A 25913-nucleotide genomic window follows, 5' to 3' on the forward strand; every position below is an offset into this window, starting at 1 on the left:
CCTTTGTCGGGTACGCCCTGACGCGGTTTATATGTCTACTGAGGAAGCCGGCTATGCATTATCACCGTATCCCCCACAGCGCTCTGGAAATTAGCCAACTGGGGTTGGGCACGATGACATTTGGTGAACAAAACAGCGAAGCCGATGCCCATGCACAACTCGATTATGCCGTCAGCCAGGGCATTAACCTGATTGATGTCGCAGAGATGTACCCTGTTCCGCCACGCCCTGAGACGCAGGGACTGACCGAAACCTACGTCGGTAACTGGCTGGCAAAACGCGGCAACCGTGAAAAGCTGGTGATTGCCTCCAAAGTCAGCGGCCCCGCGCGCAACAACGATACCGGGATCCGCCCGAACCAGATCCTCGATCGCAAAAATATCCGCGCCGCGCTGGACGCCAGCCTCAAGCGCCTGCAAACCGACTATCTCGACCTGTACCAGGTACACTGGCCGCAGCGGCCAACCAACTGCTTTGGCAAGCTCGGGTACAGCTGGAATGAGAGCGCCCCCGCGGTGACGCTGCTGGAAACACTGGAAGCGCTGACCGAATGCCAGCGTGCGGGAAAAATCCGCTACATTGGCGTGTCTAACGAAACGGCCTTTGGGGTCATGCGCTATCTGCACCTGGCGGATAAGCACGATCTGCCGCGTATCGTGACTATTCAGAACCCGTACAGCCTGCTTAACCGCAGCTATGAAGTGGGTCTGGCCGAAGTGACGCAGTATGAAGAAGTGGAACTGCTTGCTTACTCCTGTCTCGGCTTCGGCACCCTGACGGGGAAATACCTGAACGGCGCGAAACCGGCCGGGGCGCGTAACACCCTCTTTAGCCGCTTTACCCGCTACAGCGGCGAGCAGACGCAGAAAGCCGTTGCCGCTTATGTGGATATCGCGAAGCGTCACGGTCTTGACCCTGCGCAGATGGCGCTGGCCTTCGTGCGTCGTCAGCCGTTTGTTGCCAGTACCCTGCTGGGCGCAACCACGATGGAACAGCTGAAAACCAATATTGAGAGTTTCCACCTGAACCTGAGTGAAGAGGTGTTAGCGGAGATTGAAGCAGTGCATCAGGTTTATACTTATCCTGCACCATAGCCTGACGCTTTTGCCCGGTGGCGCTACGCTTACCGGGCCTACAGGTGCTCAAACCCAGGCCGGGTAAGGCGAAGCCGCCACCCGGCCAGATATCAACGGCGACGTTGCCAGAGCGATAATGCAGCAATCGCAATCGCAAACAGCCCGCCAAACGCGACGCCAATCCCGACCACCGGCACACCCACTTTTACCGCCAGCGAGTAAAGCCCCAGCATTAACAGCATCGCCAGGTTTTCACCCAGGTTTTGTACCGCAATGGCATTGCCTGCCCCGACGGTCTGCTTGCCCCGCTCCTGCAGTAACGCATTCAGCGGCACCACGAAGAAGCCCCCCAGAATACCAATCAGGATGAGGAGGGCATACGCGGGCAATAACGCATGCTGCAGCGAGAAGATAAGCACCACGACGCCAATCAGGATCCCTGCAGGCATGCAGCGTGCGACCGTCTCCAGCGTGACCAGCTTCGCCGCCGCGCCCGCCCCAACCACAATGCCGATGGCCACCATCGCATTAAGATAGGTTGGCGTCGCATTATCAGTAATGCCCAGCGCCACCGGCACCCACAGAACCAGCAAGAAGCGCAGCGTGACGCCCGCGCCCCAGAACATGCTGGTCCCCATCAGGGAGAAACGCGTTTCACCGTTACGCCACAGCACGCGGCAGGCGGTAAAGAAACTGCCGGTCATCGGTTTAAATCGCCAGGATTGACCCGGGCGAGCCGCAGGCAGCTTCGGAATAAACAGGTTCGCCACGACCGCCCCGCCATACACCACCGCACACACGCCCAGTGCCGCCAGCACATGCCAGTCGGCCAGCACGCCGCCCGCAACGGAGCCAATCAGGATAGCGGCAATAGTGGATGACTCCATCAGACCATTGGCTTTCACCAGCTTATCCCCGGTGGTCAGCTCGCCGAGAATGCCGTACTTCGCCGGAGAGTAGGCGGCGGCCCCAATGCCCACCAGCGTGTAGCCAATAAACGGATTGAAGCCAAAGCAAATGCTGGCGGCACCCAGCAGCTTGAGGCCGTTGGCAAACATCATCACCCGGCCTTTCGGGAAGCTGTCCGCCACCTGCCCCACAAACGGAGCAAAAATTATGTAAGCGCCCACAAACACCATCTGCAGGATCGGCTGACTCCAGTCGGGGTAAAACTCGGCTTTCAGCAGCGCCAGCGTGGCAAACAGCAGCGCGTTATCGCCGAACGCAGAGAGAAACTGCGCGGCAATGACGGCCATCATGCCTTTCGACCTGAGGGATGTGTTAGTGTGTACTGACTCACGCATTTTGCTGCTCCGCCTCTTCAACCATGCCTTTCAGGGTCACGAAATCGGGTTTTCCACTGCCCAGCACCGGGAGCTGTTTCAGGTAGCGAATATCGCGCGGCACGGCCAGTTCAGGAATACCGTGTTCACGCGCATAGCTCAGTAACCTGTCGCGCTTCAGCTCACCGTCGGTCGTAAACAGCACCAGCGCCTCGCCTTTGCTGGCATCGCTCTTCACCACCGTCGCATGCATCTTATCCGCGGACACGGCCGTCGCCAGTTGCTCCACCATTTCCAGAGAGACCATTTCACCGGCGATTTTGGCGAAGCGTTTCGCGCGTCCCTGAATCTGTACAAAGCCCTGCTCATCGAAACGGACGATATCGCCGGTGTCGTACCAGCCGGTTTCAATCTCGCCGTTGACGTTTTCCGCCGTCGGCGCTTCCAGCACGCCCGGATTTTCCACGCGCAGATACCCGTTCATCACGTTTGGCCCTTTCAGCTGCAGGCGGCCACCGTCCTCAATGCCCGGCACCGCCAGCAGACGCGCGTCCATCCCCGGCAGAATTCGGCCAACCGTGCCCGGTTTCGCCGCCATCGGCACGTTAATCGAGACCACGGGCGCACACTCGGTAACGCCATAGCCTTCGAGAATGCGCAGGCCAAACTTGTCCTGCCAGATCTGGCGCGTGCTCTCCTGCAGTTTTTCCGCGCCAGCCACCACATACCGCACGCGATAAAAATCATACGGATTGGCGAAGCGCGCATAGTTCCCCAGGAAGGTTGAGGTCCCGAACAGAACGGTACAGTTACGGTCATACACCAACTCCGGCACAATGCGGTAATGCAGCGGGCTCGGGTAGAGGAACACTTCTGCGCCGGTCAGGAGCGGCGTGAACAGCCCCACCGTCAGGCCAAAGGAGTGGAACAGCGGCAGCGCCGACATAAAGCGGTCGTTCGCGGTAAAGTCGGCGATGCTTTTAATCTGCTCAACGTTCGCCAGAATGCTCTTGTGGCTGTGGACGACGCCTTTCGGGTTGCCCTCTGAGCCTGACGTGAAGAGGATAATGGCGTCATCTTCCGGCTGCTGTTTGACTTGCGCCAGACGCGGCACCAGCAGATGCGCAAATATCCACAGCTTGTCGCCGGTGGTCACGTCCGCTTTCAGATCCTCCAGGAAGACCCAGCGCACCTGGGTGAGCTGCTCGGGAAGGTGCCAGAGTTTGCCTTTGTCCAGAAACTGACGGGAGGTAAAGACGGTATTAATCTGAGCGGCAGCAATGGCGCTGGTCAGCCCCTTCACGCCCGCCGTGTAGTTCATCATCGCCGGGATCCGGCCCCGGGAAACCGCGCCGAAAATCACCGCCGCGCTGATGCCCGCGTTAGGCAGCATCAGGCCAATCTTTTCGCCCTTTTTGCTGTACTTCTCCAGAATACGGCCCACAAACAGGGTCTTGGTCAGCAGTTTGCGATAGGTATCCGGGGTAAAGTTGATGTCTTCGATGCAGTTTTTCTTCGCGCCATAGCGGTACTGCGCGGAAAGCAGGGATTCGTACAGCGTTTCGCGCGGGCGCACGGCCATACGCGCTTCCATCATAATCTGATGCAGCATTTCCCCGGCGATTTTACGGCGATCGCGGGCACGCGGCGCGTCGGGCATCGGTAACGACGTTGGCGGCAGGATATGCAGTGTGATTTTGGGGAACAGACGCTGCTTCACCAGCCCCTTGAGACGGCTGAAATGGGTCAGCTCCGCGCCTTCAATACGCAGCGGCACCACGGTCGCTTTTGACTTCGCCGCGACAAACCCAGCGCCGTCGTAGATTTTCATCAGCGAACCGGTCACGGAGATACGCCCTTCCGGGAAAATGACCACCGGGCGCCCCTGCTCAACCAGGCGTACCAGATGTTTAATCATCATCGGTTTTGTCGGGTCGAGCGGGACAAAATCAATCAACGGCGTGAGCCAGCGCATGTACCACTGCTGGCTGATGGAGGTATACACCGCAAACACCGGGCGCACGGGCAAAAACAGCGCCAGCAGAATGCCGTCTATAAAGGAAACATGGTTTGGTGTGATGAGAACGCGTTCGCCGCGAAGCGCCCGGGCATCGCCGGTGATGCGGATGCGAAACAGAATACGGAAAAGCGTACGGAAGAACCCAAATAGCATCTCAACTCCCTTTGCCAGCCAGTGTGGAGGGTCGATAGTAAATGGTGGCAGATTACACGAGAAGTGGTAAGGGAGCGACAGCAAAAGTGGAGGCGAAAAAAAACCTGCGCATCCGCGCAGGTTGGTGCAAGAGATGAGTACGAAACCGTACTAAGAATTCTCACCAATCAATACCTCTGGGATCTCAACTGTATCAACCTCTTTAACACCCTTGCTATCGGACAATCGCAACAGCCTGAGGCAAAGTGTAACTAAAGGTTCAGATTCACATTCTTCAGACATGACTGGGCGTGTAACGATTACACCGCCAGGGGTGTGCTGCGTCACGTTTGTGGAGCGCGAAAATCCGCCCCCCTTGAATGCACGCCGCTTTTCCGCAACACTATTTGGTGTGTAAACGCTTACCCCCAATAAGAAGGTATTGAATGGCGACAATAAAGGATGTGGCCCGTCTGGCTGGCGTGTCGGTGGCAACCGTCTCGCGCGTGATTAATGATTCACCAAAGGCCAGTGACGCATCACGTCAGGCGGTACAAAGCGCCATGGAATCCCTGAATTATCATCCCAATGCCAACGCTCGCGCGCTCGCCCAGCAGTCCACAGAAACGATTGGTCTGGTGGTGGGCGATGTTTCTGATCCCTTTTTCGGCGCCATGGTGAAAGCGGTTGAACAGGTTTCTTATCAGACAGGCAATTTTTTGCTGATCGGCAATGGCTATCATAACGAACAAAAGGAACGCCAGGCCATTGAACAGCTGATCCGCCACCGCTGCGCGGCGCTGGTGGTTCACGCCAAAATGATCCCGGATGCCGAACTGATTCATCTGATGAAGCAGATGCCGGGCATGGTGATTATCAACCGCATTATTCCCGGCTTTGAGAAACGCTGTGTGGCCCTCGACGACCGCTACGGCGCCTGGCTTGCCACGCGGCATCTGATTCAGCAGGGCCATACCCGAATTGGCTATCTCTGTTCCAATCACCCGATTTCCGATGCGGAGGATCGCCTGCAGGGCTACTACGACGCCCTGCGTGAAAACGGGCTGCCGTGTAATGACCGTCTGGTGGCCTACGGTGAACCGGACGAGAGCGGCGGTGAACAGGCCATGACCGAGCTGCTGGGTCGCGGACGGAATTTCACGGCGGTTGCCAGCTATAACGACTCCATGGCCGCAGGGGCGATGGGGGTGTTGAATGACAACGGGATTGAGGTACCGGCCGAAATTTCACTGATTGGCTTCGACGACGTGCTGGTCTCCCGCTACGTTCGCCCGCGGCTGACCACCGTGCGCTACCCAATCATCACCATGGCAACGCAGGCCGCCGAGCTGGCACTCGCGCTGGCTGAACAGCGTCAGCCGCCGGAAATAACGCATCTGTTTAGCCCGACGCTGGTCCGTCGTCACTCCGTTGCGTCGCCTGCGGAAGCGCAGAGCGAATAACGGTAGAGGTGAACCGGCGTGTTGGGGTACTCCAGCCCATCACCAATATACTGCCAGCCGTAACGTTCGTAGAAGTCGCGGCAGGCAGACCAGAGATGGAGTTCCTCATACCCGGACTGCGCGGCGTAAGCGATAACATGCCGCTGAAGTTCTCCCGCCAGCCCCTTGCCTCGCGCCGCGTCGTCAACGTACAGCGCCGCCAGCCACGGACAGAGATCCTGTCGGGTGATCAAATCGCAGCGCCAGAGCCCCACCGTACCAAGAAGCTTTTCGTCCTCAACGGCAATAAACGTCAGCGGTAATGCCCCCGGCGTCTGGCTGTGCTCAACAATACTGTGGAAAAATTCCCGGGGAAGCCCTTCGCCAAAGGCCTGCCAGATCCAGTCGGTAACCTGCTCAGCATACTGCGGTGCATCGTAGAGCGGGAGGATAACTGTCTTTTTCACGTTTCACCTGCGTATTCTCATTAATGGGCTGGCCTGACGTCTCCAGCTCGATTGGCGATTATTTTACCAGAGCCAGACTATTTAGTTTGACTTCAGGCAGGCCTGACGAATCGTTACCAAAAAGCGTGATCGTGGCGGAATTTTTGCGCTTCCCGCATCGCTTATACGGCGTAAGCTCTGTGTTAAACTGCAGATCATTACGTGGAAGCAGGAATGTAGAATGGCAACAATGCTGGATGTCTCACTGCGCGCGGGCGTGTCGAAGGCCACGGTATCGCGCGTGCTGAACGGCACGGGTCAGGTTAAAGAGAGTACGCGTCAGCAGGTGTTTGCTGCGATGGAAGAGCTGGGCTATCGGCCGAACTTTCTCGCACGCTCGCTGGCTAACCAGACCAGCAACAGCATTGGTCTGGTCGTCTCGACCTTCGACGGCTTTTACTTTGGCCGCCTTCTCCAGCAGGCGTCGCGGCAGACTGAAACCCACGGGAAACAGCTGATCGTCACCGACGGTCACGACGCGCCGGAACAGGAAGAACAGGCGGTGCAGATGCTGGCCGATCGCCAGTGCGATGCCATCGTGCTTTATACGCGCTATATGAGCGAAAAAGCGATCATCAAACTGATGAACTCGGTAAAAACACCGCTGGTGGTCATTAACCGTGAAGTGAGCCAGGCGCCGGATCGCTGCGTGTTCTTCGAACAGCAGGATGCCGCATTTAAGGCTGTGGATTATCTGATCGAACAGGGGCATCGGGAGATCGCCTGTATCACCGTCCCGATCCATACCCCAACCGGGAAAGCGAGGCTGATGGGCTATCGCAAGGCGCTGGAAAAGCACGGCATCCGTCTGGACGAGCGTCGGATAAAGTACGGCGATGCGGGAATGACCGGGGGATATGAGCTTTGCAAGGAATTGATTGCCGACGGTGTATCGTTTAGCGCCCTGTTTGCCTGTAACGACGACATGGCGCTGGGCGCGTCCAAAGCGTTGCACCAGGCGGGGCTTAAAATCCCGCAGGATATTTCACTGTTCGGCTTTGACGATGCCCCTAGCGCGAAATGGCTGGAGCCTGCGCTCTCATCGGTTTATTTGCCCATCGACAATATGATTGTCACCGCCATCGATCAGGCGATCCGGCTGGCAAGAAACCAGCCGGTCGATGCCATCCCGCCGTTTACCGGCACGCTGGTCTTACGCGATTCGGTCACCACCGGGCCCTACTTTACTCAGATGAGTTCTAAAGCCAGCAGTTCCTGAATGGTCTGGCGACGGCGGATCAGCCGCGCCTTGCCGTTATCAAACAGCACTTCCGGCAGCAGCGGGCGGCTATTGTAGTTAGAGGACATTGACGCCCCGTACGCGCCGGTGTCGTGCAGCACAAGGTAATCACCCGGCTTGACCTCTGGCAGCGCGCGGGTTTCTACTTTGCCGCCTTCCTGCTGGGTAAACACGTCACCCGATTCGCACAGCGGCCCCGCAACGACCGTCTCAACGCGCGGCGCCTGCGTTAAATCGCGGCCGTCGGCAGCCAGGGCGGTAATGTGGTGATAGCTGCCGTACATGGACGGACGCATCAGGTCGTTAAAGCCCGCGTCAATCAGTACGAAGTGGCGAGACCCCATCTCCTTCACGCTGCGCACCTGCGAAACCAGCACACCGGCTTCTGCCACCAGGAAACGGCCCGGCTCAATTTCCAGTTTTACCGCGTGGCCAAGATGCGCGGCGATTTGATCGCGCGCGGCGCTCCACAGACCGTAATAGTGATCGGTATCGATCGCCTCTTCCCCTTCGCGATAAGGAATGGAGAGACCGCCGCCCGCAGAGATCGCCTCCAGATCCTGACCGAAGTCGACAACCTGACGCACCATCGCGCCGCACACCTGCTCCAGGTGGCCGTAATCCACCCCTGAGCCAATGTGCATATGAATCCCCACCAGCTTCAGGCTGTAGCGTTGTAATACCTCCAGCGCGGCAGGCATATCGGCATACCAGATCCCGTGCTTGCTGTTTTCGCCGCCGGTATTGGTTTTTTGGCTGTGGCCATGACCAAAGCCCGGGTTCACGCGCAGCCAGACGCGATGGCCGGGAGAAACCTGACCCAGCTGTTCCAGCATATCCACAGAACCGGCATTCACCGGGATCTGCAGCTCGTGAACGCGCGCCAGCGTCGCATCGTCGATCACATCGGCGGTAAAGACGATCGCGTCGCTGTCGGCTTTCGGATCGTATCCGGCCGCCAGCGCGCGCTCGATTTCGCCGAGTGAAACGGAGTCCACCTTCACGCCCTGCTCGCGCATCAGGCGCAGAATATGAATATTGGAGCAGGCCTTCTGGGCAAAACGCACCACGTCGAACTGATGCAGGGCGGCGATCTTCTCGCGGACGATCTGCGCGTCGTAGACCCACACCGGGCAGCCAAACTCGGCAGGCAGGCGCAGCAGGTTGTCGGCGTTCAAATCGGTATCAGTCTGGTTCAGCGGGCGTGGCATGGTCTTCTCCGGATAAATGCGTTTTGATGATTACGCCACAGCGCAAAGAGAATAAAAAATATCGTTTTATTGCGAGTCTATGCAAAAATGATATGGACAGTTCTCTGCTTTCAGGTGCCCTATGCCCGCCGTCAATTTACGCCATATCGAGATTTTCCACGCCGTGATGACCACCGGCAATCTCACCGAAGCCGCACAGATGCTGCATACCTCGCAACCGACGGTAAGCCGCGAGCTGGCCCGCTTCGAGAAAGTGCTGGGGCTGAAGCTGTTCGAACGCACCCGGGGCAGGCTTCACCCGACGGTACAGGGGCTACGTCTGTTTGAGGAAGTCCAGCGCTCCTGGTACGGGCTGGACAGAATAGTGAGTGCCGCGGAAAGCCTGCGCGAGTTTCGCCAGGGCGAGCTGTCGATTGTCTGCCTGCCCGTCTTCTCCCAATCCTTTTTGCCGATGCTGCTCCAGCCCTTTCTGGCGCGCTATCCGGAGGTCAGCCTCACCATCGTGCCGCAGGAGTCTCCCCTGCTTGAAGAGTGGCTTTCGGCTCAGCGTCATGATTTAGGGATAACCGAGACACTCTCCTCCCCAGCGGGCACGGCGCGCACGGAATTACTCTCATTAGATGAAGTGTGCGTTCTGCCCGCCGGACATCGGCTTGCCGGTAAGGCGGTGCTCACGCCGGAAGATTTCCATGGGGAAAACTATATTAGCCTGTCGCAGACCGACAGTTATCGACAGCTGCTGGATACCCTATTTGCCGAGCATCAGGTCAAACGGCGAATGGTGGTAGAAACGCACAGCGCGGCCTCGATTTGTGCGATGGTGCGCGCAGGCGTCGGCGTCGCGGTGGTGAATCCGCTTACGGCGCTGGACTATGCCGGGAGCGGGATCGTCGTGCGCCGTTTTAGCGTTTCCGTCCCGTTTACCGTGAGCCTGATCCGCCCGCTACACCGTCCGGCTTCCGCGCTGGTGGATGCTTTCACCGAACACGTCATGGATCACGCGCGTCAGCTTGCGCTTCGCTTACCTGACCTGCAGGATCCATTATGACAGCATAAACGCCACGGCATCCGTAGCATGGATAGCGGTGGTATCAAATACCGGGAGAGGGCTTCGCTCAACGGGTACCAGCAAACCGATCTCCGTGCAGCCAAAGATCACCCCTTCGGCCCCCTGCTGCGCGAGTTTCTCGATGACGCTGACGTAGAAGGCGCGGGAGGTTTCACTGAAGGTGCCGAGACAGAGCTCGTCAAAGATAATCTGATTGATGCGCGCCCGGTCTTCTTCTTCCGGGATCAGACTTTCGATCCCAAACTCGCTGTGTAAGCGCCCGCGATAGAAATCCTGCTCCATGGTGTAGCGTGTGCCCAGCAGCGCTACGCGGCGCATCCCGGATGCCGCAATTGCGCGCCCGGTCGCATCAGCAATATGCAGGAACGGCAGCGAGCAGCGGTTCTCAATATGTGATGCCACCTTGTGCATGGTATTGGTACACAGCACTATCCCCTCGGCGCCGGCCCGCTCAAGCCCGAGCGCCGCCAGGGCCAGGATCTCCCCGGCTTTATCCCACTCGCCGCTCGACTGGCAGGCTTCGATTTCATGGAAATCCACGCTGTGCAGGAGCAGGCTCGCGGAGTGCAGACCACCCAGACGCTGCTTCACCCCTTCGTTAATCAGGCGATAATAAGGGATTGTCGATTCCCAGCTCATTCCACCTAACAGGCCGATCGTTTTCATCATCCCTCCTTTCCGTTGATTTCTTCTTTTAACATAACCGGTGCCAATAAAAAAAGGCGCTCTGTTCAGCGCCTTGTTAAACCAATATCGGTTATCGTCTGCATACGCTGGAATACGTAAACAGGCAATACGATCACACGCCGATGTTTCGCAGCTTCTCCCCGGCCATCAGCTTGCGCTCGATGTGTTCCAGCGTCACGCCTTTAGTCTCCGGGATCAGCCAGAACGTGATGCCAATAAACGCCACGTTCAGCACCGTATAGAGCCAGAACGTTCCCGCTGCGCCAATCGCGTCCAGCAGCGTCAGGAACGTCGCGCCGATGATCATGTTCGACACCCAGTTGGTGGTCGTGGAGCAGGTGATGCCAAAGTCACGGCATTTAAGCGGCTGGATTTCGGAGCACAGGATCCACACTACGGGCGCGGCGCTCATCGCGTAGCCTGCGATACACATCATGGTCATCCCGACAGAAAGCCAGGAAAGTCCGCTGGAAGCCGTACCGTTATCAAACTGCATCAGGCAGTAGCCGAGGATCAGCGTGCCGAGCGCCATCACGCTGAAGCCAATTTTCAGCGCCGGTTTGCGGCCCGCCTTGTCCACGGTGAATACGGCAATAAAGGTGGCGAACATGAAGGTCAGCCCGACCACCAGGGTGGCGATCATCTGCTGTTCCGTGGTGGTGAACCCGGCCATTTTGAAAATGCGCGGCGCGTAGTACATGATGATATTCATGCCGGTGAACTGCTGCATCGCCTGCAGCAGCATGCCGAGGAAGACCGCCCGGCGCACCTTGCGGTTGATTTTAAACAGCGCCCAGCCCCCCTGCTTGAGCTTCAGGCTTTCGCGGATCTCGTTCAGTTCTTCGCGGGCTTTTTCGGAGGTATCGCGCAGCATGCGCAGCACCTCTTCTGCCTCCACGTGGCGCCCTTTTTGCGCCAGCCAGCGCGGGCTGTTCGGCAGGAAAATCACTAAGACAATCAACACCACCGCTGGCAGCGCCAGCACGCCGAGCATTGCGCGCCAGTTGCCGCTGTAGCTGAAGTACGTGTCAGACAGGAACGCCAGCACAATACCCAGCGTGACCATCAGCTGATACATGCTGATCATCTTCCCGCGCACGTTCTCACTCGCCATTTCGGAGAGATAAAGCGGTGCCGTATAGGAGGCAATCCCCACCGCCACGCCCAGCAGCACGCGGGAAAGCAGCAGAACCTCAACGTTTGCGGCAAACGCGGAGCCAATGGAGCCGGCGACAAACAGAATCGCCCCGGCCATCAGGCTGTATTTGCGCCCCAGACGAAACGAGAGCCAGCCGTTGAACAGCGCGCCGATGGCCGCGCCCAGCATCATGCTGCTCACCACCCACTCCTGCAGGCGGCTGCTCAGGGTAAAGTGATCGGTAATAAACGGTAATGCACCGGCAATGACGCCAATATCCAGTCCAAATAACAGGCCCGCCACGGCAGCGGCAATGGAGACAAACTGATTCATGCGCCGGGTATCGCGCAGCGCAGCGGGCATTAGGGTAGAGTCATTTATAGATGTCATATTTTTCCTGCCTCAACAGCAAAATTCGTTAAATGAAATTACGAGATAGTGAAGAAAAGTGTCAGGCGGGAATTCGTGAAGATATGGATTATTTCGCTATGGCATCACGATCTGTGATGGACATTACAATTTCAACTAATGCTGAAATCGCACTGTTTTTTATTAATTACCTAATATTTAAACAATAAAACTGTGAAGCTCGTCATTTATGAATTTTCAGTATGGATTTTTCATCTTATGTCATATGGATAATGGCAATTTTTAGCCAAAAAAAACCTCCACCCGAGGGCAGAGGTTCGTCATGCAGGTGGAATTAACGTGCCAGCCAGCCGCCATCAACCGCCACGGTGTAGCCGTTGATATAGTCCGATGCCGACGAGGCCAGAAAGACCACCGGTCCCATCAGATCGCGCGGAAGACCCCAGCGCCCCGCCGGAATACGGTCGAGGATTTCCGCGCTGCGCTGCTCGTCTGCACGCAACTGCTGGGTGTTGTTGGTCGCCATGTAACCCGGCGCAATGGCATTCACATTAATATTATGCTTCGCCCATTCGTTCGCCAGCAGGCGGGTCACGCCCATCACGGCGCTTTTGGACGCGGTGTAAGACGGCACGCGGATACCGCCCTGGAACGAGAGCATGGAGGCAATATTCACGATCTTGCCGCCGTTCCCCTGGGCGATAAAGTGCTTTGCCGCCGCCTGGGACATGAAAAATACGCTCTTGATGTTCAAATCCATCACGTCATCCCAGTCGCGTTCGCTGAAGTTGATCGCATCTTCACGGCGAATCAGCCCGGCGTTGTTGACCAGAATGTCGATATGGCCGAATTCCGCCACCGCGCGATCCAGCAGTTCAGGAATGGCATCGATTTTACGCAGGTCGGCGGTCAGGCTCAGGAAACGGCGACCCAGCGCCGTCACGCGTTCGATGGTTTCCGTCGGTTCAACGATATTAATCCCGACGATATCGCAGCCCGCTTCCGCCAGGCCTAACGCCATCCCCTGACCCAGCCCGGTGTCACATCCGGAAACCACCGCCACTTTCCCCTGCAGAGAGAATGCATCCAGAATCATGTTTATTCCTTACTCTTTCAGAGCCTGTCACTCACAGGCAGGTTTATGCTTCACCGCCCGCGACTAGCGCAGATCGCTGACCGCGACATGGTCCATATCATCAAAGACCTGGTTTTCGCCCACCATTCCCCAGATAAAGGTGTAGGCTTTTGTCCCAACGCCGGAGTGAATAGACCAGCTCGGTGAAATCACCGCCTGCTCGTTGTGCATCACGATATGGCGCGTTTCCTGCGGCTGTCCCATCATGTGGAACACACAGGCGTCCTCATCCATGTTGAAGTAGAAGTAGACTTCCATGCGGCGCTCGTGGGTATGGCACGGCATGGTGTTCCACAGATTCCCTGGCGCTAGCTCGGTCAACCCCATGCTGAGCTGACAGGTCTCCAGCACGTCCGGCACGAAGTATTTATTGATGGTACGGCGGTTGCTGGTGAGGTTGTCGCCCAGCGTCACGGGCGCGACGTCTGCCGTGGTCACTTTTTTGGTTGGACAGGTGGTGTGAGCCGGCGCGCAGTTGTAGTAAAACTTCGCAGGCTTGCTGGCGTCGATGCTGGCAAAGACCACGTCTTTCGCCCCTTTACCTACGTACAGTGCCTCGCGATGGCCAATCTCATAGCACTGTCCGTCTACGGTGATGGTGCCCGGCCCACCGATATTGATCACCCCCAGCTCGCGACGCTCGAGGAAATAATTCACGCCCAGCTGTTTACCGACCTCGCCGCCCACGGAGACGGTTTTCGTGACGGGCATAATGCCGCCCACAATAATGCGGTCGATATGGCTGTAAACCATGGTGTACCTGTCGGCCTCGAATATCTGCTCGACTAAAAATGCCTTGCGCAGCCCCTGAGTATCCAGCGTTTTGGCGTGCGCGCTGTGGATGCTTTCTCTGACGTCCACGGTAACCTCCAGATGTGGTCATGCCCGAAGGCGGGAAGTAAAACGAAACAGCGTTCCGTTTTTCATAATAAGCACATACTATCGGCATAAAGTGAGCTTTTCAATTACATTTAAAACAACGTTTCATTTTTTATTTTTGTTTATAACGGAAATGATGTTCGGATCACAATTAAACCGACGGGAGAAAAAGGGCACAAAAAAACCTCCCGGAGGAGGTCTTTTCAATGAGGAAAGGTTAGCGTTCGATGGCCAGCGCCACCCCTTGCCCGCCGCCGATACAGAGCGTGGCAATCCCTTTGCGGGCATTGCGCTTTTTCATTTCGTGGACCAGCGAAACCAGGATCCGGCAGCCGGACGCCCCGATCGGGTGCCCCAGCGCGATCGCCCCACCGTTCACGTTAACCCGAAGCGGATCCCACTCCAGCATTTTTCCGACGGAGATCGCCTGTGCGGCATAGGCTTCGTTCACTTCGATCAGATCCACATCAGAAAGCTGCCACCCCGCACGCTCCAGACAGCGACGGGTGGCGTAGACCGGCGCGATCCCCATTAGCGCAGGATCAACCCCCACGCTGGCGAATGCCTTAATGCGGGCAAGCACGGGAAGATCGAGTTCGAGGGCTTTGCTTTCGCTCATCATCATGACGGCGGCAGCGCCGTCGTTAATGGAAGAGGCGTTTCCCGCCGTCACCGAGCCCTGCATTTCAAAAGCAGGATTCAGCCTGGCCAGCCCTTCAGCGCTGGCGTCGGTGCGCGGCTGTTCATCGGTATCCACAACCATCACCTCGCCGTTCTGACGCAGCGCGCTGACCGGGACAATTTCGTCGCGAAAACGACCGGAATCAATCGCCGCACGCGCTTTTTGCTGCGAGCTCAGCGCATAGGCGTCCTGCACCTCACGGCTGATACCGTACTCGCGCGCCAGATTTTCCGCCGTCACACCCATATGATAGTCATTGAAGGCATCCCACAGGCCGTCATGCACCAGGCTGTCGAGCAGCTGACTGTTGCCCAGCTGTGCGCCAGTGCGGCTGTCGGTCAACACGTGCGGCGCGCGGCTCATATTCTCCTGCCCGCCCGCAATGATCACGTCCGCCTCACCACACTGAATGGCCTGCGTCGCGAGATGCAGCGCTTTTAATCCTGAACCACAGACGTCGTTGATGGTGATAGCGGAGACGGTATTGGGCAGCCCACCCTTCAGCGCCGCCTGACGCGCAGGATTTTGCCCGGCACCGGCCGTGAGGACCTGTCCCAGAATCACCTCGTCAACTTCATGTGCTGCGATCCCGCTACGTTCCACGAGCGCTTTCACCACCACGCTCCCCAGGTCAACCGCCGAGTGACGCGCAAGCGCTCCCTGAATGATGCGCCGCGCGATAAATGCGCCCATTTCCGTGAGATAAATGGCATCGCTGCGGCGTTTCAACATTTGCAAAAGAATTACAATCCTACCGCGTCATCCTTCCTCTGGCCATCAACCGGAAAATACCGGTAGAGCGTCGATAACCCCACCCCGTAGATAATGGCCAACTGCTGGCGGGTATGCCCCTTAGCCAATAGCCGCCCAATCTGTTCCCGCTCATGCGGCTTTAATGCGTTGGGTCTTCCACCGATGCGCCCCTGTGCCCTAGCTGCTGTCAGCCCAGCCAGTGTTCGTTCGACGATCAGCTCGCGTTCCATCTCCGCCAGTGCAGACATCACGTGGAAAAAGAAACGCCCCATGGCAGTGCTGGTATCAATACTGTCTGTTAAAGAGCGGAAGTGGGCACCGCGTTCATGTAACTCTGATATCAGTGCGATCAGGTTTTTAACGCTGCGTCCCAGCCTGTCCAGTTTCCACACGACCAGGGTGTCTCCGCTATTAACGCACTTTAAAGCGCGTTTAAGACCGGGGCGGCTGGCAACTTTTCCGCTCATGCGGTCTTCAAAAATGCGGTCACAGTTTGCGCTTGTGAGGGCATTACGCTGTAAATCGCTGTTCTGGTCGATTGTTGATACGCGGATATAACCAATTACGGCCATCTATTTTCCTCCTCTTTGTCGCGGTGGGAGGATTTTTACAGATTTCGCTATGTGTAACCGCTTTTCCAAAAACCTTGGTTTTGTAGGATCGCTAACTTCACCTGGTTATGCGGTCATCCCGCTAGGGACAAAAAAGCTGGTGATTCAGTGGGGAACGGTAACCGTACCGACAGCCGGGTCAGCCTCTGCTACGTATCTTCTGGCTCTGGATTTAGGGCTGGCCCAGTTCTGTACGCCGATAGATGTTTCGTCAATAAATAACTACCGCGTCGGTGTGGCTACCTCAACAAAGACGAGTATCACCCTGGCATCAACTAACACGCAAAGTGTTACAGGCGTTATGTGGCTATCAATTGGGACAATAAACTGATGAATAAATATTTTTACTCTCCGGGTACACGTGGTTTTTACCAGTCTGATATCCACACCGTAATACCTGATGATGCTATCGAAATTAATGTTGATGAATATCATCAACTGCTTGATGGACAGCAAAAAGGGATGGAAATAACACCAGGCGCTGGCGGCCACCCAGAGCTTACCGAGCCAGTGATTGATTATGTAGTACAGGCACAGCAGGTAAAAAACTCGCTTCGACTGGCCTCCGACGCTCAGATTGCCTGGAGGCAGGATGCCGTTGATGCTGGGATAGCAACGGAGGATGAAACCGCTTCTCTGGCAGAATGGAAGAAATATCGGGTGCTGTTGATGCGCGCTGATACTTCAAAAGCCCCCGATATTGTATGGCCTACACCTCCGGGAGAGGCGGCCAGCTAATAGCACCTGGCGCGGTTTTTGTATCTATCACAGTGACCGCGTCAATATAGTCCATCCAGGCATTAAGTGATGCCGTTTCGTCAGTGGTCAATTTGCGGCCCATGAGCAACTTCGTCTGCCAGACGACGATTTTGCTTGCGGCATAATCAAGGCGGGATTGTTTTTCTGCTTCAGCTTCAATGACCAGCTCCGCGTATGTTTTTTCTGGTTCAGGCGGTGGCATAAATTCTTTTCCGTCGTATGACCAGCCAACGCTCGCAACGGAATCATTATTCAGCTCGACGGTAACAAATTCAGAGAAGAGTTCCCCTTCACCATTCCAGGAAACCAGATTTTCCACAACGCCATCTTTTACCAGTGCATACCGCTTTATCATCACGCAAGCTCCCATAGAATCATAAGCCCATCACCACCTAATCCACCCGTAAAACCTCCGCCAGGGTTATTGGTACTGTTTGCGCCACTACCTCCCGCCCCATCTTTAGCATTAATCCCATTTCCGCTACTTCCACCTATACCAATTGGTCCCGGTGCAAACCTGCTGGGTGCGCCATTGCCCGATACTGAGTTACCAGGGCTCGTGTAAAGGGCGTTACCGCTCGTATCCCCCTGGGTGGATTCGATTAAAGTTAATGGCGTTGTTCCGGCATTTGTGACGTTACCGCCCAGGAGACCACGTGATTGCACCGGCGATGACCCAGATGAAGTCCCTGCAAGGGTTGATCCTGTTCCGCCTGCGCAAGTAATACCGCAAAATGACGTGCTCCCCCCAGCCGTGGCAGAATTTGATGTCGATGCGTGAACCCCGACGGTGTAATTGAAGTTAGTGATATCACTAATCTTAACAAGGAATTTGGCGTAACCACCTGCTGACCCTCCAACGGCAATACCTACAACGCCGCTTCCCGTAGCTGGGGCGTTCCCGCCATTACCTCCGGCAGCTTGCAATTCAACAAGAGCATATTTCGCTTCAGGCGATGGGTTGTATACCCCCGATGCCGTCAATCGCATCGGCGGTGCAAGCAGACGACCTACAAATCCACCGCTATCTCCCAAACCAAGGTTTTTGACAAAGAGCACCGGGTCAGGAATATCCGCGCCGTTCTGGTCTTTGGCCAGCTTCTCCGCCAGCTTGTTCAGTACCGTGGTTGCAAAGTTTGGATCGTTACCCAGGGCATCGGCCAGCTCTTTGAGCGTATCCAGCGTCTCAGGTGCGCTACCAGCAAGTGCGGCAAGCGCTTTGGCCACAAATTCCGTTGTGGCCAGCTTTTTGCTGTTGTCACTGTTTGCCGGTGTTGGCGCAGTCGGCGTGCCGGTGAATGTCGGGCTGGCCTTTGGCGCGTACTGAGTATGCGGGTCTGCTGCCGCGATGTGCGCAGCAAGATCCGTTCCGCCTTTCTCAACCTGCTGCTTAAGGTATGACGTTCGTTTGGCCAGTTGCTTAGCCTGACGATTAGAAATCCCGTCAGGCCCACCCAGAACAGGGTCAGAGACCTCTATCTGGTAGATGCCGTCTTCCCACTGCGGGGTTTCAGGTAGGTTTGCCATGATTAACTGCTCCCGTGGTTATAGCTGCCGTCATAGTTGACGGTGTTGTTGTAGCGAATTGCGACAGACTGATACTCCAGACTGGCAAGGTGACAGCGGGCCGGTGCGAACGCGGCGAGGGTCTGTCGCAAAAGCGCAGCCTGGTCGTTAGTGATGGGCTGCCGGAGGATAACGCGATAAACCGCCCAGGCCTCGGCATCTCCATGAACATATATACCGTTGTACGTGTGTCTGCCGTCGTAGCCGATTTGACCGGTCCCCTCAATCAGGTCGACCTCGCCAAAACCAAAGCGGCGGATGATTTCCCGGATTGACCACGGCGTCCCCTTGTAGCGGTGCAGCTCAATGGCCGATTTAATCAGGGCACGGCGCACGTCATCAGCTTCAGCCAGTTCCCAGCCGTCGCCGAACAGAGAGAATTGCTCGCCCAGCCATGGCAGCGCAGAGCTGTCGACGATATCCACCAGGTAGACCATCAGGGCTTCCAGGTTGATGCTGTCCAGTCGCCCGGCCAGTCTGCCCAGCGTTCTGAGGCTGACATCCCCCTCAAGCGGCGGCGGAAGTTGTAGCGGTTCAGCCATCGGCTACCCCCGACATGGTGATGTTGATGGAGGTACAGTTAGCCCACTCGTTTTCCGCCACCACAACCAGCGCCAGTCCGGGCAGTTCAACCTGATATACCCCCTCAACGGACAGGACGGCGTTAATCTGCCCAGGCACGATATCCAGCCCCAGTTTTGCCCGACGAGCAGCCACCCAGCGCTGAATAGCATTATTGGCGGCGTCTTTTATCGAACTGACGTCCTGACCGCGATAAACCGTGATGCGGGCGTCGATGGCGTAGTCCACCTGTACCGGCGTTCTGGCATGAACGGTATCGGTGAGCGGTCGGACTTTCTCATCCGAACAGAAGCTCTCGACCAGCGTGAGGATACTGTCGTCCGGCAGGCCGGTGCTGAGCAACGGATACAGCTCAACGGTGCCGGGTACCGGGGAGAGAACGGCGACGTCGACAATGCTGGGGTGGGCCTGCAAGGCATGAAAACGGTATGCGCCACGGCTACCGGCATTGGTGAAGGACTCCGGAGCCAGCATGATACGCTCACGCAGACGGTCATTGTCTTCCTGCTCTGAACCGCCGGAACTGGCGGACAGATTGGTGACCTGCAGGTCAACGTTGTCAATCTCATCGAGCAACTGACTGACCTGAGCAGGTTGCCAGCCGTTACCGGCATCACCGGGTTCGGTACAGGTTGCCGTGGCATTGACCAGCAACAGACCCGCCTTCAGCACCACGTCCGCGTCGGTGGCGAAAATGATGCTGTCGGAGGCACTGACGCGGGTCCCTGCCGGTATCAGCACATCCATTGCCAGCGGTTCGTCGAGAGCGAACTGGAGCGTGGTGGATGCAGGCTGCGCGGCCAGACGGTACACGCCAACCAGTTCACCGAGGTAATCAATCATCGGCTCACGGGCAAAGGCGACCAGATTCTGCTTCGCCGCCTCCTGTACCGCCACCCTGACCAGCATTTCGCGATAGGCCCAGAGGTCAATCAGCAGACGTTCGGCCTGTGCCGGATACAGCGTTTTGCCGGTATCCGCCTCATACTTCGCAATCATTTCTGCCGTGATTTTGTCGGCATCGCGTTCAATAAAATCGGGTTCTGTCAGCGCCATAGCAGTTCCTGAGTCCGGGGTTGTCCGTCTGAGCCTTTCCAGCTCACCCGGAGCGTAAGATGTTCACCGTCAACGGCGGGTTTAACTGACGTCAGCTGGCAGCGAGGCTCCCAGCGGCGAATGGCATCGACGGACTCGCGAACGACGTGCGGAATGGCACGATCAACGGGCCAGTCGATATAAAGGTGCAGATTACTGCCGAACTCCGGGCGGTGCGGGTCGCTGCCGCGAGGAGTGCGCAGAATTATTTGAATGGCCTGCCAGATATCATCCAGCCCCTGGACAATTTCGCCGGGGGCCTGCAGGGCCGGTTGCCAGAATACTGAGGTCGTTTTCATGGGGGCAGTATTGCCCCCGGAAGGGATTGCCGATATTAAAGGCGTTTAAGAAGGTTCAGTGGGAGTGGTGGTTGGAGTTTGCGCCATCAGACAGCATGCTGCCGGTGGCGTGGGCATTTCCCTCAATCTCAATGTTGCCCTGAATGGTTGCGGTGGCACCTTCACCGCCAGAGCCAGCCATGCCACCCTCGTAAGTTAGCTTGCCCCTGACAAGCAGGTCCCCGGTCATTTCGGTCTGTGGCGCATCAATTGTGGCTTTCTGCGTTTTCACGAACACGTCAGCACTACACTCAATCACAAGATGCTCGATCCCGCCCTTAATGGTGAGCGTATGGGTGCCCCGGTGGTAGCTGAACTCCGCCCCGTCGCTGAATGTTGTGCCGCGAACGTTCTTGTCGCTGAACGATGGTTTATCAATGTCGGAATAGACTGCGCCAAGAATCACACCATCTTCGCCGTTTTCATCCAGCAGCACTTTGACCTGTTCCCCCACATCCGGGAGCCAGTAGTCTTTGTTGTTCTGGGTATTGCGCTGAAGGACGTCCAGCCAGTTGGTGCGCATGTTATCGCACTCAGGCAAACGGACGCGGGCTTTCACGCCATCAGCATCGACGGCGCTGACTGTACCGGTCTGCAGGGTTACGCCTGTCATTTTTTCTTTTCCTTTATTACCGTGGATGTGGTGCCGTCCGGCTTGTAGACGGTGAGCGTCTGGGTCTTGCCGGTCTTATTGCCTTTCTTCGCCTTACCCCGCGTCACCGGCCCCCGCGCCACATCCAGCTCGGTCACGTAGCCGCTGCTGCGGTCAAGTGTATGGCGGGCTGTGGTTATCAGCCACGGCCCGGATAGCTGGCCAAAGCCTGACAGCTCAATTTTATTGCCCGCCGTCAGCTGGGATGCACCCATCAGCGTCAGGGAGCCGCTCTGCTGGTATTCGTTGTGACGGGCCAGCGCGGAATCGGCCTTGATGCGGGCGCTGTCCGGGTCACTGACACGGCTGTTGACCTGAAGCCGGTCGGCGCTGGTGACCTTGCCGCCTTTGGTTTGCTTGCTGCTCTCGCTGGTCCCGCCGTCAGCCTCATACACAATCAGCTTTTTTGTGCTGCTCTTCTGGTGCTTGACCCTGGCGGATTTGTAGACCCGGTTGATGGTATCGCGAAGCGAGTAGCGGGCCACATCCTGCGGCTTCAGCTGCCGCACCGGCTCCTGGCTGCGAAGCGTGGCCAGATGCGAAAATATCAGCTGGTCGCTGACAATCTTCACCGCATAACCGTACTCGCTGGCCAGCCGGTGCAGAAAGGCCACGTCGGTCTCGGCGTACTGCGTCACACGGTCAATTTTGATGGCCTCGATGCTGCCGACAAGCTTCAGCTGATGCTTTTTGGCAATACGCCCGGCGATGGCCGCCAGCGTTGTGCTCTCGAAACCCCGACTTGATTTCGTCCGTAACGCGCTGTTGACTGAGGTGGCTACGCCCCGGATAGAGACGACGGACGCGGGTGAACTGACCTCTATCTCGTCGATCGAGAAGGTACCGCAGGACAGTAGCTTCTCGCCCTGGTAGCCCACCTTCAGGGTCAGCGTGTCGCCTTTGCCCGGATACCATGCATCCAGCCAGCGACCATCGGTATCATCCAGCTCCACCTCGATGGTGTCGGACTCATTTTTGATGTTATCGCTGTACGTAATGCGGGTGACGTATGGGGTGATATCGCTGGTGATATTTTTTTTCAGATACCACAGGGTGAACACCGGTGAAAGTACGTCGCTGACGCCAGTCAGGGCAGACGATGCCTGCGAATTGCTTACCTCAGCCATGGCGGAGTATCCTCTTCTGTCGTGGCTTCTTCAGCCTCAATCACCGGGATAAGCAACAGCAGCCCGGAGGGCAGTACTGGTGTGATGGCCACGTGCGGATTGGCGGCAATAATCCGGGGATAGCCCATCGGGTCGCCGTAATACTGCCAGGCAAGCGCGTCCCAGCGCTCCCCGTCTCGGGTGACATGTTCAAGAAACATCACACACTCCTCGCCATGATTCTGGCTGCCATGGTGCTTAACCCCGGCGACATACGGGTGAACGTGGTGCTGGCGGAGTTAAGCTGGCCTGAAACCGTATCCAGCGCCGCCGCGATATTGCTGCCGTCGACGCCGTTCAGCGCGGACTGTGCCTGCTGAACATACGAGGCGGCCTCACCGGTGGCCCGAGCCAGGCTGACGGCTTCCGGCATGGACTCTGCCAGCGCATTAAACGCCGGGATACTGCTCCCCAGCGAACCAGAGATATTCCCCAGCCCGCTCATCAATCCTGGTACGCGGGTCAGCGCCACAGTCGGGTTATCCTTCATTTTCTGTGCAATCCGCACCGCGCTCATGGTGGTCTGGAGCACTGACTGTGCCTGCTTTGCATAGTTGACGCCGTCCCGGACATACTGCGCCACGCCGGAAGGTGACGGAACCGCAGAAGACACCGCGCCGGTACCCGGCACCTGTGTACGGATAGCGGGCGGCTTCAGGGGGTTTTTAGGATCGCCGATGTACTCCCGGAGAGACGCGGTGGCATTGACGGCCAGCACGTTGCCGGTGCTGTCGGTCTGCTCGCTGGTCGCGGTCACGTCGGTAATCACAAACCAGCCGCGATAGTCGCCATTCCCGAAGACCAGCGCCAGCGCCTGATGGGCCTTCATCGCCGTTCTGAGGCGTGCCAGCTCGACGTCGGGCACGCAATAATGTTGGTGAAAGACCAGGCTTATCTGGATTTCGTCCAGCTTGTCGCCAATGAACTGCAGGCCGGGCTTCCCTTCGATGCGGGCATGCTCGGCGTAATCGACGCCGAATGTCGCCTCGAAGCCGTCCCAGTAGGTAATCAGCTCAAACTCAATATCGCCCAGAACTGCAAACATCAGCTGTACCTCCTGCGTTGTTGCTGAGCCAGCAGGCGCTCCAGCATTTTTTCCAGCTCGTGCACGCTCATATTCAGCGCACCTGCCAGCCCGGATGGCACTGCTGTCTCTTTGCCATTGAGATAAAACTGAGGATTAAAGTCGACCTGAATACCACCAGACATTCCGCCACCGGCTGCAGCTGCACCACGGCCTGAATACCCCGCAGCCATGATTTCCGGCGACGGGATACGGGGTACATCCGGTGTCATTTCGGCAGCCAGGCGTTGACCAGCCAGTGCTGCAAGTGGTGTGGTGCGCTGCAGGCCGATAGCGGCCCCCTGCGCGATATTGTCACCGAAGCCCATAAACACGCGGCTCGGCGAATGGATGCCCAGCTTTTCCTTGAACCAACCGCCAACACTGTCACCCATGTCGGTGACGGTGGTTTTGAGCGAGTCCCATTTGTTTTTGATGCCGTTTATCAGTCCGTCGATAAGATGGCCACCGAAGTCAGTGAACTTCGCTGGCAGATCAATACCGAGATACTTCAGTGCAGCCGCAAAGGCTTTGTAGAGCAGACCAACCGGCGACCAGTTCATCAACAGCTTACCAATCCCCACGATACCGCCGTTAAACGCCGTTTTAATGTCTGCCCAGCGCTGTTTAAACCAGCCGCTAACCGCTCCCCAGTTGCGGTAAATAAGGTAAGCAGCCACAGCAACAGCGGTGATGGCCAGACCGATAGGGTTCATCATCAGCGCCCGGCCAATCCAGAGAACTGCCCGTCCGACGAGCATAATGCCGCGAACAAGACTGCCACCAAGTACACGCCCCAGCGTACCGGCCCCTCTGGCGACAGCGCTGAAGCCGGTCACTAACCAGCGGAATTTGCCGCCTTCACCCAGTGCAAGGGTCAGACGAAGCCAGTTAGCTCGAAGCCTGACAACACTTCCCCATACGCTGGTAAATGGTGAGATAAGGAGATTCAGCCCCAGCTTGAGACCGATTGTGGCCATCTTGAAGGCAAGTAATGCACCCACTATTTTAATGGTGCCACTTACCAGCTGCGGATTTGCCGCTATCCATTTGCCAACGCTGTTCATTAAGGGGATGAATGTTTCCCCTAACTGGATTAAAGCCGGGCGTAATGACTCTCCGATACTAATGGCCGAGTCGTTAAAACCAATCTGCGTACTTCTCCAGCGTCCTTCGAGCGTGTCATTCTGTTTCGCGGCATCCTTGTCCAGCGTAGTCATTGCAGATGGAGTGTTCATTTCCTGCTTATTAGACTGGTATTTATCCCAGCCCTGGCGCATCGCCAGCAGATGGTTGACAGTCTGAATATCGGTGAACACTTCCGCCAGTCCAAAGGATTCCATCAACTTCTGCTGGCCTTCCTGATCGCCTCTTGATCCTGCAGCTTTCCATTGTTGTACGAATGCCTTGCCTTTACCGTCGATAAATCGGTTGGCAATCATCAGAGAGGCTTCATACTGAGAGAGTCCCTGTGCTACATAATTTTGCATTGACCCCTGGTAGTCCACTCCGGCTTTGGCATATTTCTGAATGGTATCTCCGCGCCCCATTGCCGCCAGCCAGTTAGACATATTGGTGACTGCTTCCTCTGCAGAGCCGCTGCCTTTACCCACTTCCAGACTGGCGACAATCTGGGTTATGGCGTCTTTACCGTAAATACCACGGGCCGCGAAAGCTTTGGCCATACCGGGTAACGCTTTCGCCATATCTTTCAGTTCAAATGACCCAAGCTTTGCCCCGGTTGCCGCAATTCCAAAAGCCTGCTCCAGCTCCTTCGCATCGGTAATTTTAAGCGCATCGCTGAAGGCATAAGTCATTTTGGCGAGGTCAGTCATATCAGCTTTGGTGGCCGTGGCTGCTTTGCCCAGCATTCCGGCAAACTTTGCTGCCTGTTCCGGGTTCATACCATCAGCAACCAGTTGACCAACGCCACCCAGCAGAGACTCCTGCAGCTGGTTAACCCTGAGCGATGCCTGACGAATAGCAGTACCGATAGCCTGCTCCTGACGTGCATCCAGATCGCCGGTCACGCTGATATCGCGAAGCTGGGACTCAAACGAGGCATATTGTTTGATTGAGGCCATAACTGGTGCCCCCAGTGTTCTGCCTATGGCATAGGTCTCAGCCCCCTGACCATAGAGCGCCATGCGGTTAGCTTTCAGCGCATCACTGGTGGCAGATACTGCCGACAGACGGCGCTGCTGGCGTTCAATTTGCTCCATGGTGCGGCTTACACGCAGTAGATCGCTGTTGAGGCGCTGCATCCGGGATGAACCCAGTTGCCCATAGCGCTCTGTTGCGCGGGTTAAGGCGTTCTGACGCTCCTGGAGGCGACGTGACGTATCGCCAAGGGAGTCGAGGGCACGTCGGGTACCGCTGACGGCAGAGCGAAAGCTGCTCCCGACAATGCCGCCAATGATGACGCCGACTGAAAATTCACTTGCCACGGTGGCTATCCT

General features: G+C 56.9%; 25 protein-coding genes. 5 read left to right on the forward strand and 20 right to left on the reverse strand.

Features of this window, described 5'->3' with window-relative positions:
* Positions 1-53 precede the first annotated feature (53 nt).
* A complete protein-coding gene (locus KGP25_RS19500) occupies positions 54-1094 on the forward strand; it encodes an NADP(H)-dependent aldo-keto reductase (protein ID WP_023309049.1) in 1041 nt (346 codons plus the stop codon).
* 92 nt (positions 1095-1186) lie between these two features.
* On the opposite strand, the gene lplT is transcribed toward KGP25_RS19500, so the two are convergent.
* Positions 1187-2380, reverse strand: a complete 1194-nt coding sequence (lplT, locus tag KGP25_RS19505) for a lysophospholipid transporter LplT (protein ID WP_223539513.1) — start codon at positions 2378-2380, stop codon at positions 1187-1189.
* The gene (gene aas / locus KGP25_RS19510) at positions 2373-4532 is read right to left on the reverse strand and encodes a bifunctional acyl-ACP--phospholipid O-acyltransferase/long-chain-fatty-acid--ACP ligase (protein ID WP_223539514.1); all 2160 of its coding nucleotides are present in this window, start codon (positions 4530-4532) and stop codon (positions 2373-2375) included. Before aas ends, lplT begins: the two co-directional genes overlap by 8 nt.
* 425 nt (positions 4533-4957) lie before the next feature.
* Here aas and galR point away from each other — a divergent pair, with 425 nt between their 5' ends.
* The gene (galR, locus tag KGP25_RS19515) at positions 4958-5974 is read left to right on the forward strand and encodes an HTH-type transcriptional regulator GalR (protein ID WP_021242019.1); all 1017 of its coding nucleotides are present in this window, start codon (positions 4958-4960) and stop codon (positions 5972-5974) included.
* Here the strand turns inward: galR and KGP25_RS19520 are convergent.
* Positions 5935-6420, reverse strand: coding sequence for a GNAT family N-acetyltransferase (locus tag KGP25_RS19520; protein WP_223539515.1), 486 nt, complete (start codon positions 6418-6420; stop codon positions 5935-5937). The genes galR and KGP25_RS19520 overlap by 40 nt on opposite strands.
* A 220-nt stretch (positions 6421-6640) precedes the next feature.
* Between KGP25_RS19520 and KGP25_RS19525 the strand changes: the two genes are divergently transcribed.
* The gene (locus KGP25_RS19525; protein WP_045909894.1) at positions 6641-7678 is read left to right on the forward strand and encodes a LacI family DNA-binding transcriptional regulator; all 1038 of its coding nucleotides are present in this window, start codon (positions 6641-6643) and stop codon (positions 7676-7678) included.
* Here the strand turns inward: KGP25_RS19525 and lysA are convergent.
* Positions 7648-8910, reverse strand: a complete 1263-nt coding sequence (gene lysA / locus KGP25_RS19530; RefSeq protein ID WP_045909895.1) for a diaminopimelate decarboxylase — start codon at positions 8908-8910, stop codon at positions 7648-7650. The genes KGP25_RS19525 and lysA overlap by 31 nt on opposite strands.
* A gap of 121 nt (positions 8911-9031) precedes the next feature.
* Here lysA and KGP25_RS19535 point away from each other — a divergent pair, with 121 nt between their 5' ends.
* Positions 9032-9958, forward strand: a complete 927-nt coding sequence (locus KGP25_RS19535) for a LysR family transcriptional regulator (RefSeq protein WP_048029153.1) — start codon at positions 9032-9034, stop codon at positions 9956-9958.
* Here KGP25_RS19535 and KGP25_RS19540 read toward each other — a convergent pair.
* The 6 genes from KGP25_RS19540 to KGP25_RS19565 form a co-directional block, all read right to left on the reverse strand.
* Positions 9953-10645: an aspartate/glutamate racemase gene (locus KGP25_RS19540; RefSeq protein WP_223540582.1), complete on the reverse strand. Its 693-nt coding sequence runs from the start codon at positions 10643-10645 to the stop codon at positions 9953-9955. The genes KGP25_RS19535 and KGP25_RS19540 overlap by 6 nt on opposite strands.
* A 133-nt stretch (positions 10646-10778) precedes the next feature.
* Positions 10779-12194 (reverse strand): sugar porter family MFS transporter, encoded by a 1416-nt coding sequence (locus KGP25_RS19545; protein ID WP_223539516.1) that lies wholly within the window; start codon positions 12192-12194, stop codon positions 10779-10781.
* 313 nt (positions 12195-12507) lie between these two features.
* On the reverse strand, positions 12508-13269 hold the full coding sequence (gene kduD / locus KGP25_RS19550) for a 2-dehydro-3-deoxy-D-gluconate 5-dehydrogenase KduD (RefSeq protein ID WP_048224726.1): 762 nt from the start codon (positions 13267-13269) through the stop codon (positions 12508-12510).
* A gap of 63 nt (positions 13270-13332) precedes the next feature.
* A complete protein-coding gene (kduI, locus tag KGP25_RS19555) occupies positions 13333-14169 on the reverse strand; it encodes a 5-dehydro-4-deoxy-D-glucuronate isomerase (protein ID WP_045909902.1) in 837 nt (278 codons plus the stop codon).
* 235 nt (positions 14170-14404) lie between these two features.
* On the reverse strand, positions 14405-15562 hold the full coding sequence (locus KGP25_RS19560; RefSeq protein WP_223540583.1) for an acetyl-CoA C-acetyltransferase: 1158 nt from the start codon (positions 15560-15562) through the stop codon (positions 14405-14407).
* A gap of 50 nt (positions 15563-15612) precedes the next feature.
* The gene (locus tag KGP25_RS19565) at positions 15613-16194 is read right to left on the reverse strand and encodes a recombinase family protein (protein WP_137445288.1); all 582 of its coding nucleotides are present in this window, start codon (positions 16192-16194) and stop codon (positions 15613-15615) included.
* 369 nt (positions 16195-16563) lie between these two features.
* On the opposite strand from KGP25_RS19565, the gene KGP25_RS19570 reads away from it, so the two are divergent.
* Complete coding sequence (locus KGP25_RS19570; RefSeq protein WP_223540584.1) at positions 16564-16971, forward strand: tail fiber assembly protein; 408 nt, start codon at positions 16564-16566, stop codon at positions 16969-16971.
* On the opposite strand, the gene KGP25_RS19575 is transcribed toward KGP25_RS19570, so the two are convergent.
* Genes KGP25_RS19575 through KGP25_RS19620 form a run of 10 tightly spaced genes read right to left on the reverse strand, consistent with a single transcriptional unit; the run spans position 16943 to position 25901 of the window.
* The gene (locus KGP25_RS19575) at positions 16943-17311 is read right to left on the reverse strand and encodes a tail fiber assembly protein (protein ID WP_223539517.1); all 369 of its coding nucleotides are present in this window, start codon (positions 17309-17311) and stop codon (positions 16943-16945) included. The two genes, KGP25_RS19570 and KGP25_RS19575, sit on opposite strands and share 29 nt — an antisense overlap.
* A gap of 35 nt (positions 17312-17346) precedes the next feature.
* Positions 17347-18519, reverse strand: a complete 1173-nt coding sequence (locus tag KGP25_RS19580) for a hypothetical protein (RefSeq protein WP_223539518.1) — start codon at positions 18517-18519, stop codon at positions 17347-17349.
* A 2-nt stretch (positions 18520-18521) separates the two neighbouring features.
* Complete coding sequence (locus KGP25_RS19585) at positions 18522-19100, reverse strand: phage tail protein I (RefSeq protein WP_162648073.1); 579 nt, start codon at positions 19098-19100, stop codon at positions 18522-18524.
* A complete protein-coding gene (locus tag KGP25_RS19590; RefSeq protein WP_162648074.1) occupies positions 19093-20196 on the reverse strand; it encodes a baseplate J/gp47 family protein in 1104 nt (367 codons plus the stop codon). Before KGP25_RS19590 ends, KGP25_RS19585 begins: the two co-directional genes overlap by 8 nt.
* On the reverse strand, positions 20187-20534 hold the full coding sequence (locus KGP25_RS19595; RefSeq protein ID WP_054181147.1) for a GPW/gp25 family protein: 348 nt from the start codon (positions 20532-20534) through the stop codon (positions 20187-20189). The genes KGP25_RS19590 and KGP25_RS19595 overlap by 10 nt, the downstream gene beginning before the upstream one ends.
* A gap of 55 nt (positions 20535-20589) precedes the next feature.
* Positions 20590-21186 carry a phage baseplate assembly protein V gene (locus KGP25_RS19600; RefSeq protein ID WP_162648075.1) on the reverse strand — a complete coding sequence of 199 codons (597 nt, stop codon included), beginning with the start codon at positions 21184-21186 and terminating at the stop codon, positions 20590-20592.
* On the reverse strand, positions 21183-22352 hold the full coding sequence (locus KGP25_RS19605) for a contractile injection system protein, VgrG/Pvc8 family (protein ID WP_162648076.1): 1170 nt from the start codon (positions 22350-22352) through the stop codon (positions 21183-21185). Before KGP25_RS19605 ends, KGP25_RS19600 begins: the two co-directional genes overlap by 4 nt.
* Complete coding sequence (locus KGP25_RS19610; RefSeq protein WP_181497797.1) at positions 22340-22552, reverse strand: tail protein X; 213 nt, start codon at positions 22550-22552, stop codon at positions 22340-22342. Before KGP25_RS19610 ends, KGP25_RS19605 begins: the two co-directional genes overlap by 13 nt.
* The gene (locus KGP25_RS19615; protein ID WP_162648077.1) at positions 22552-23436 is read right to left on the reverse strand and encodes a phage tail protein; all 885 of its coding nucleotides are present in this window, start codon (positions 23434-23436) and stop codon (positions 22552-22554) included. Before KGP25_RS19615 ends, KGP25_RS19610 begins: the two co-directional genes overlap by 1 nt.
* Complete coding sequence (locus tag KGP25_RS19620) at positions 23436-25901, reverse strand: phage tail tape measure protein (protein WP_162648078.1); 2466 nt, start codon at positions 25899-25901, stop codon at positions 23436-23438. Before KGP25_RS19620 ends, KGP25_RS19615 begins: the two co-directional genes overlap by 1 nt.
* Positions 25902-25913: the final 12 nt, after the last annotated feature.

This window comes from Enterobacter sp. JBIWA003, from assembly GCF_019968825.1.
Classification (GTDB): domain Bacteria; phylum Pseudomonadota; class Gammaproteobacteria; order Enterobacterales; family Enterobacteriaceae; genus Enterobacter; species Enterobacter quasiroggenkampii.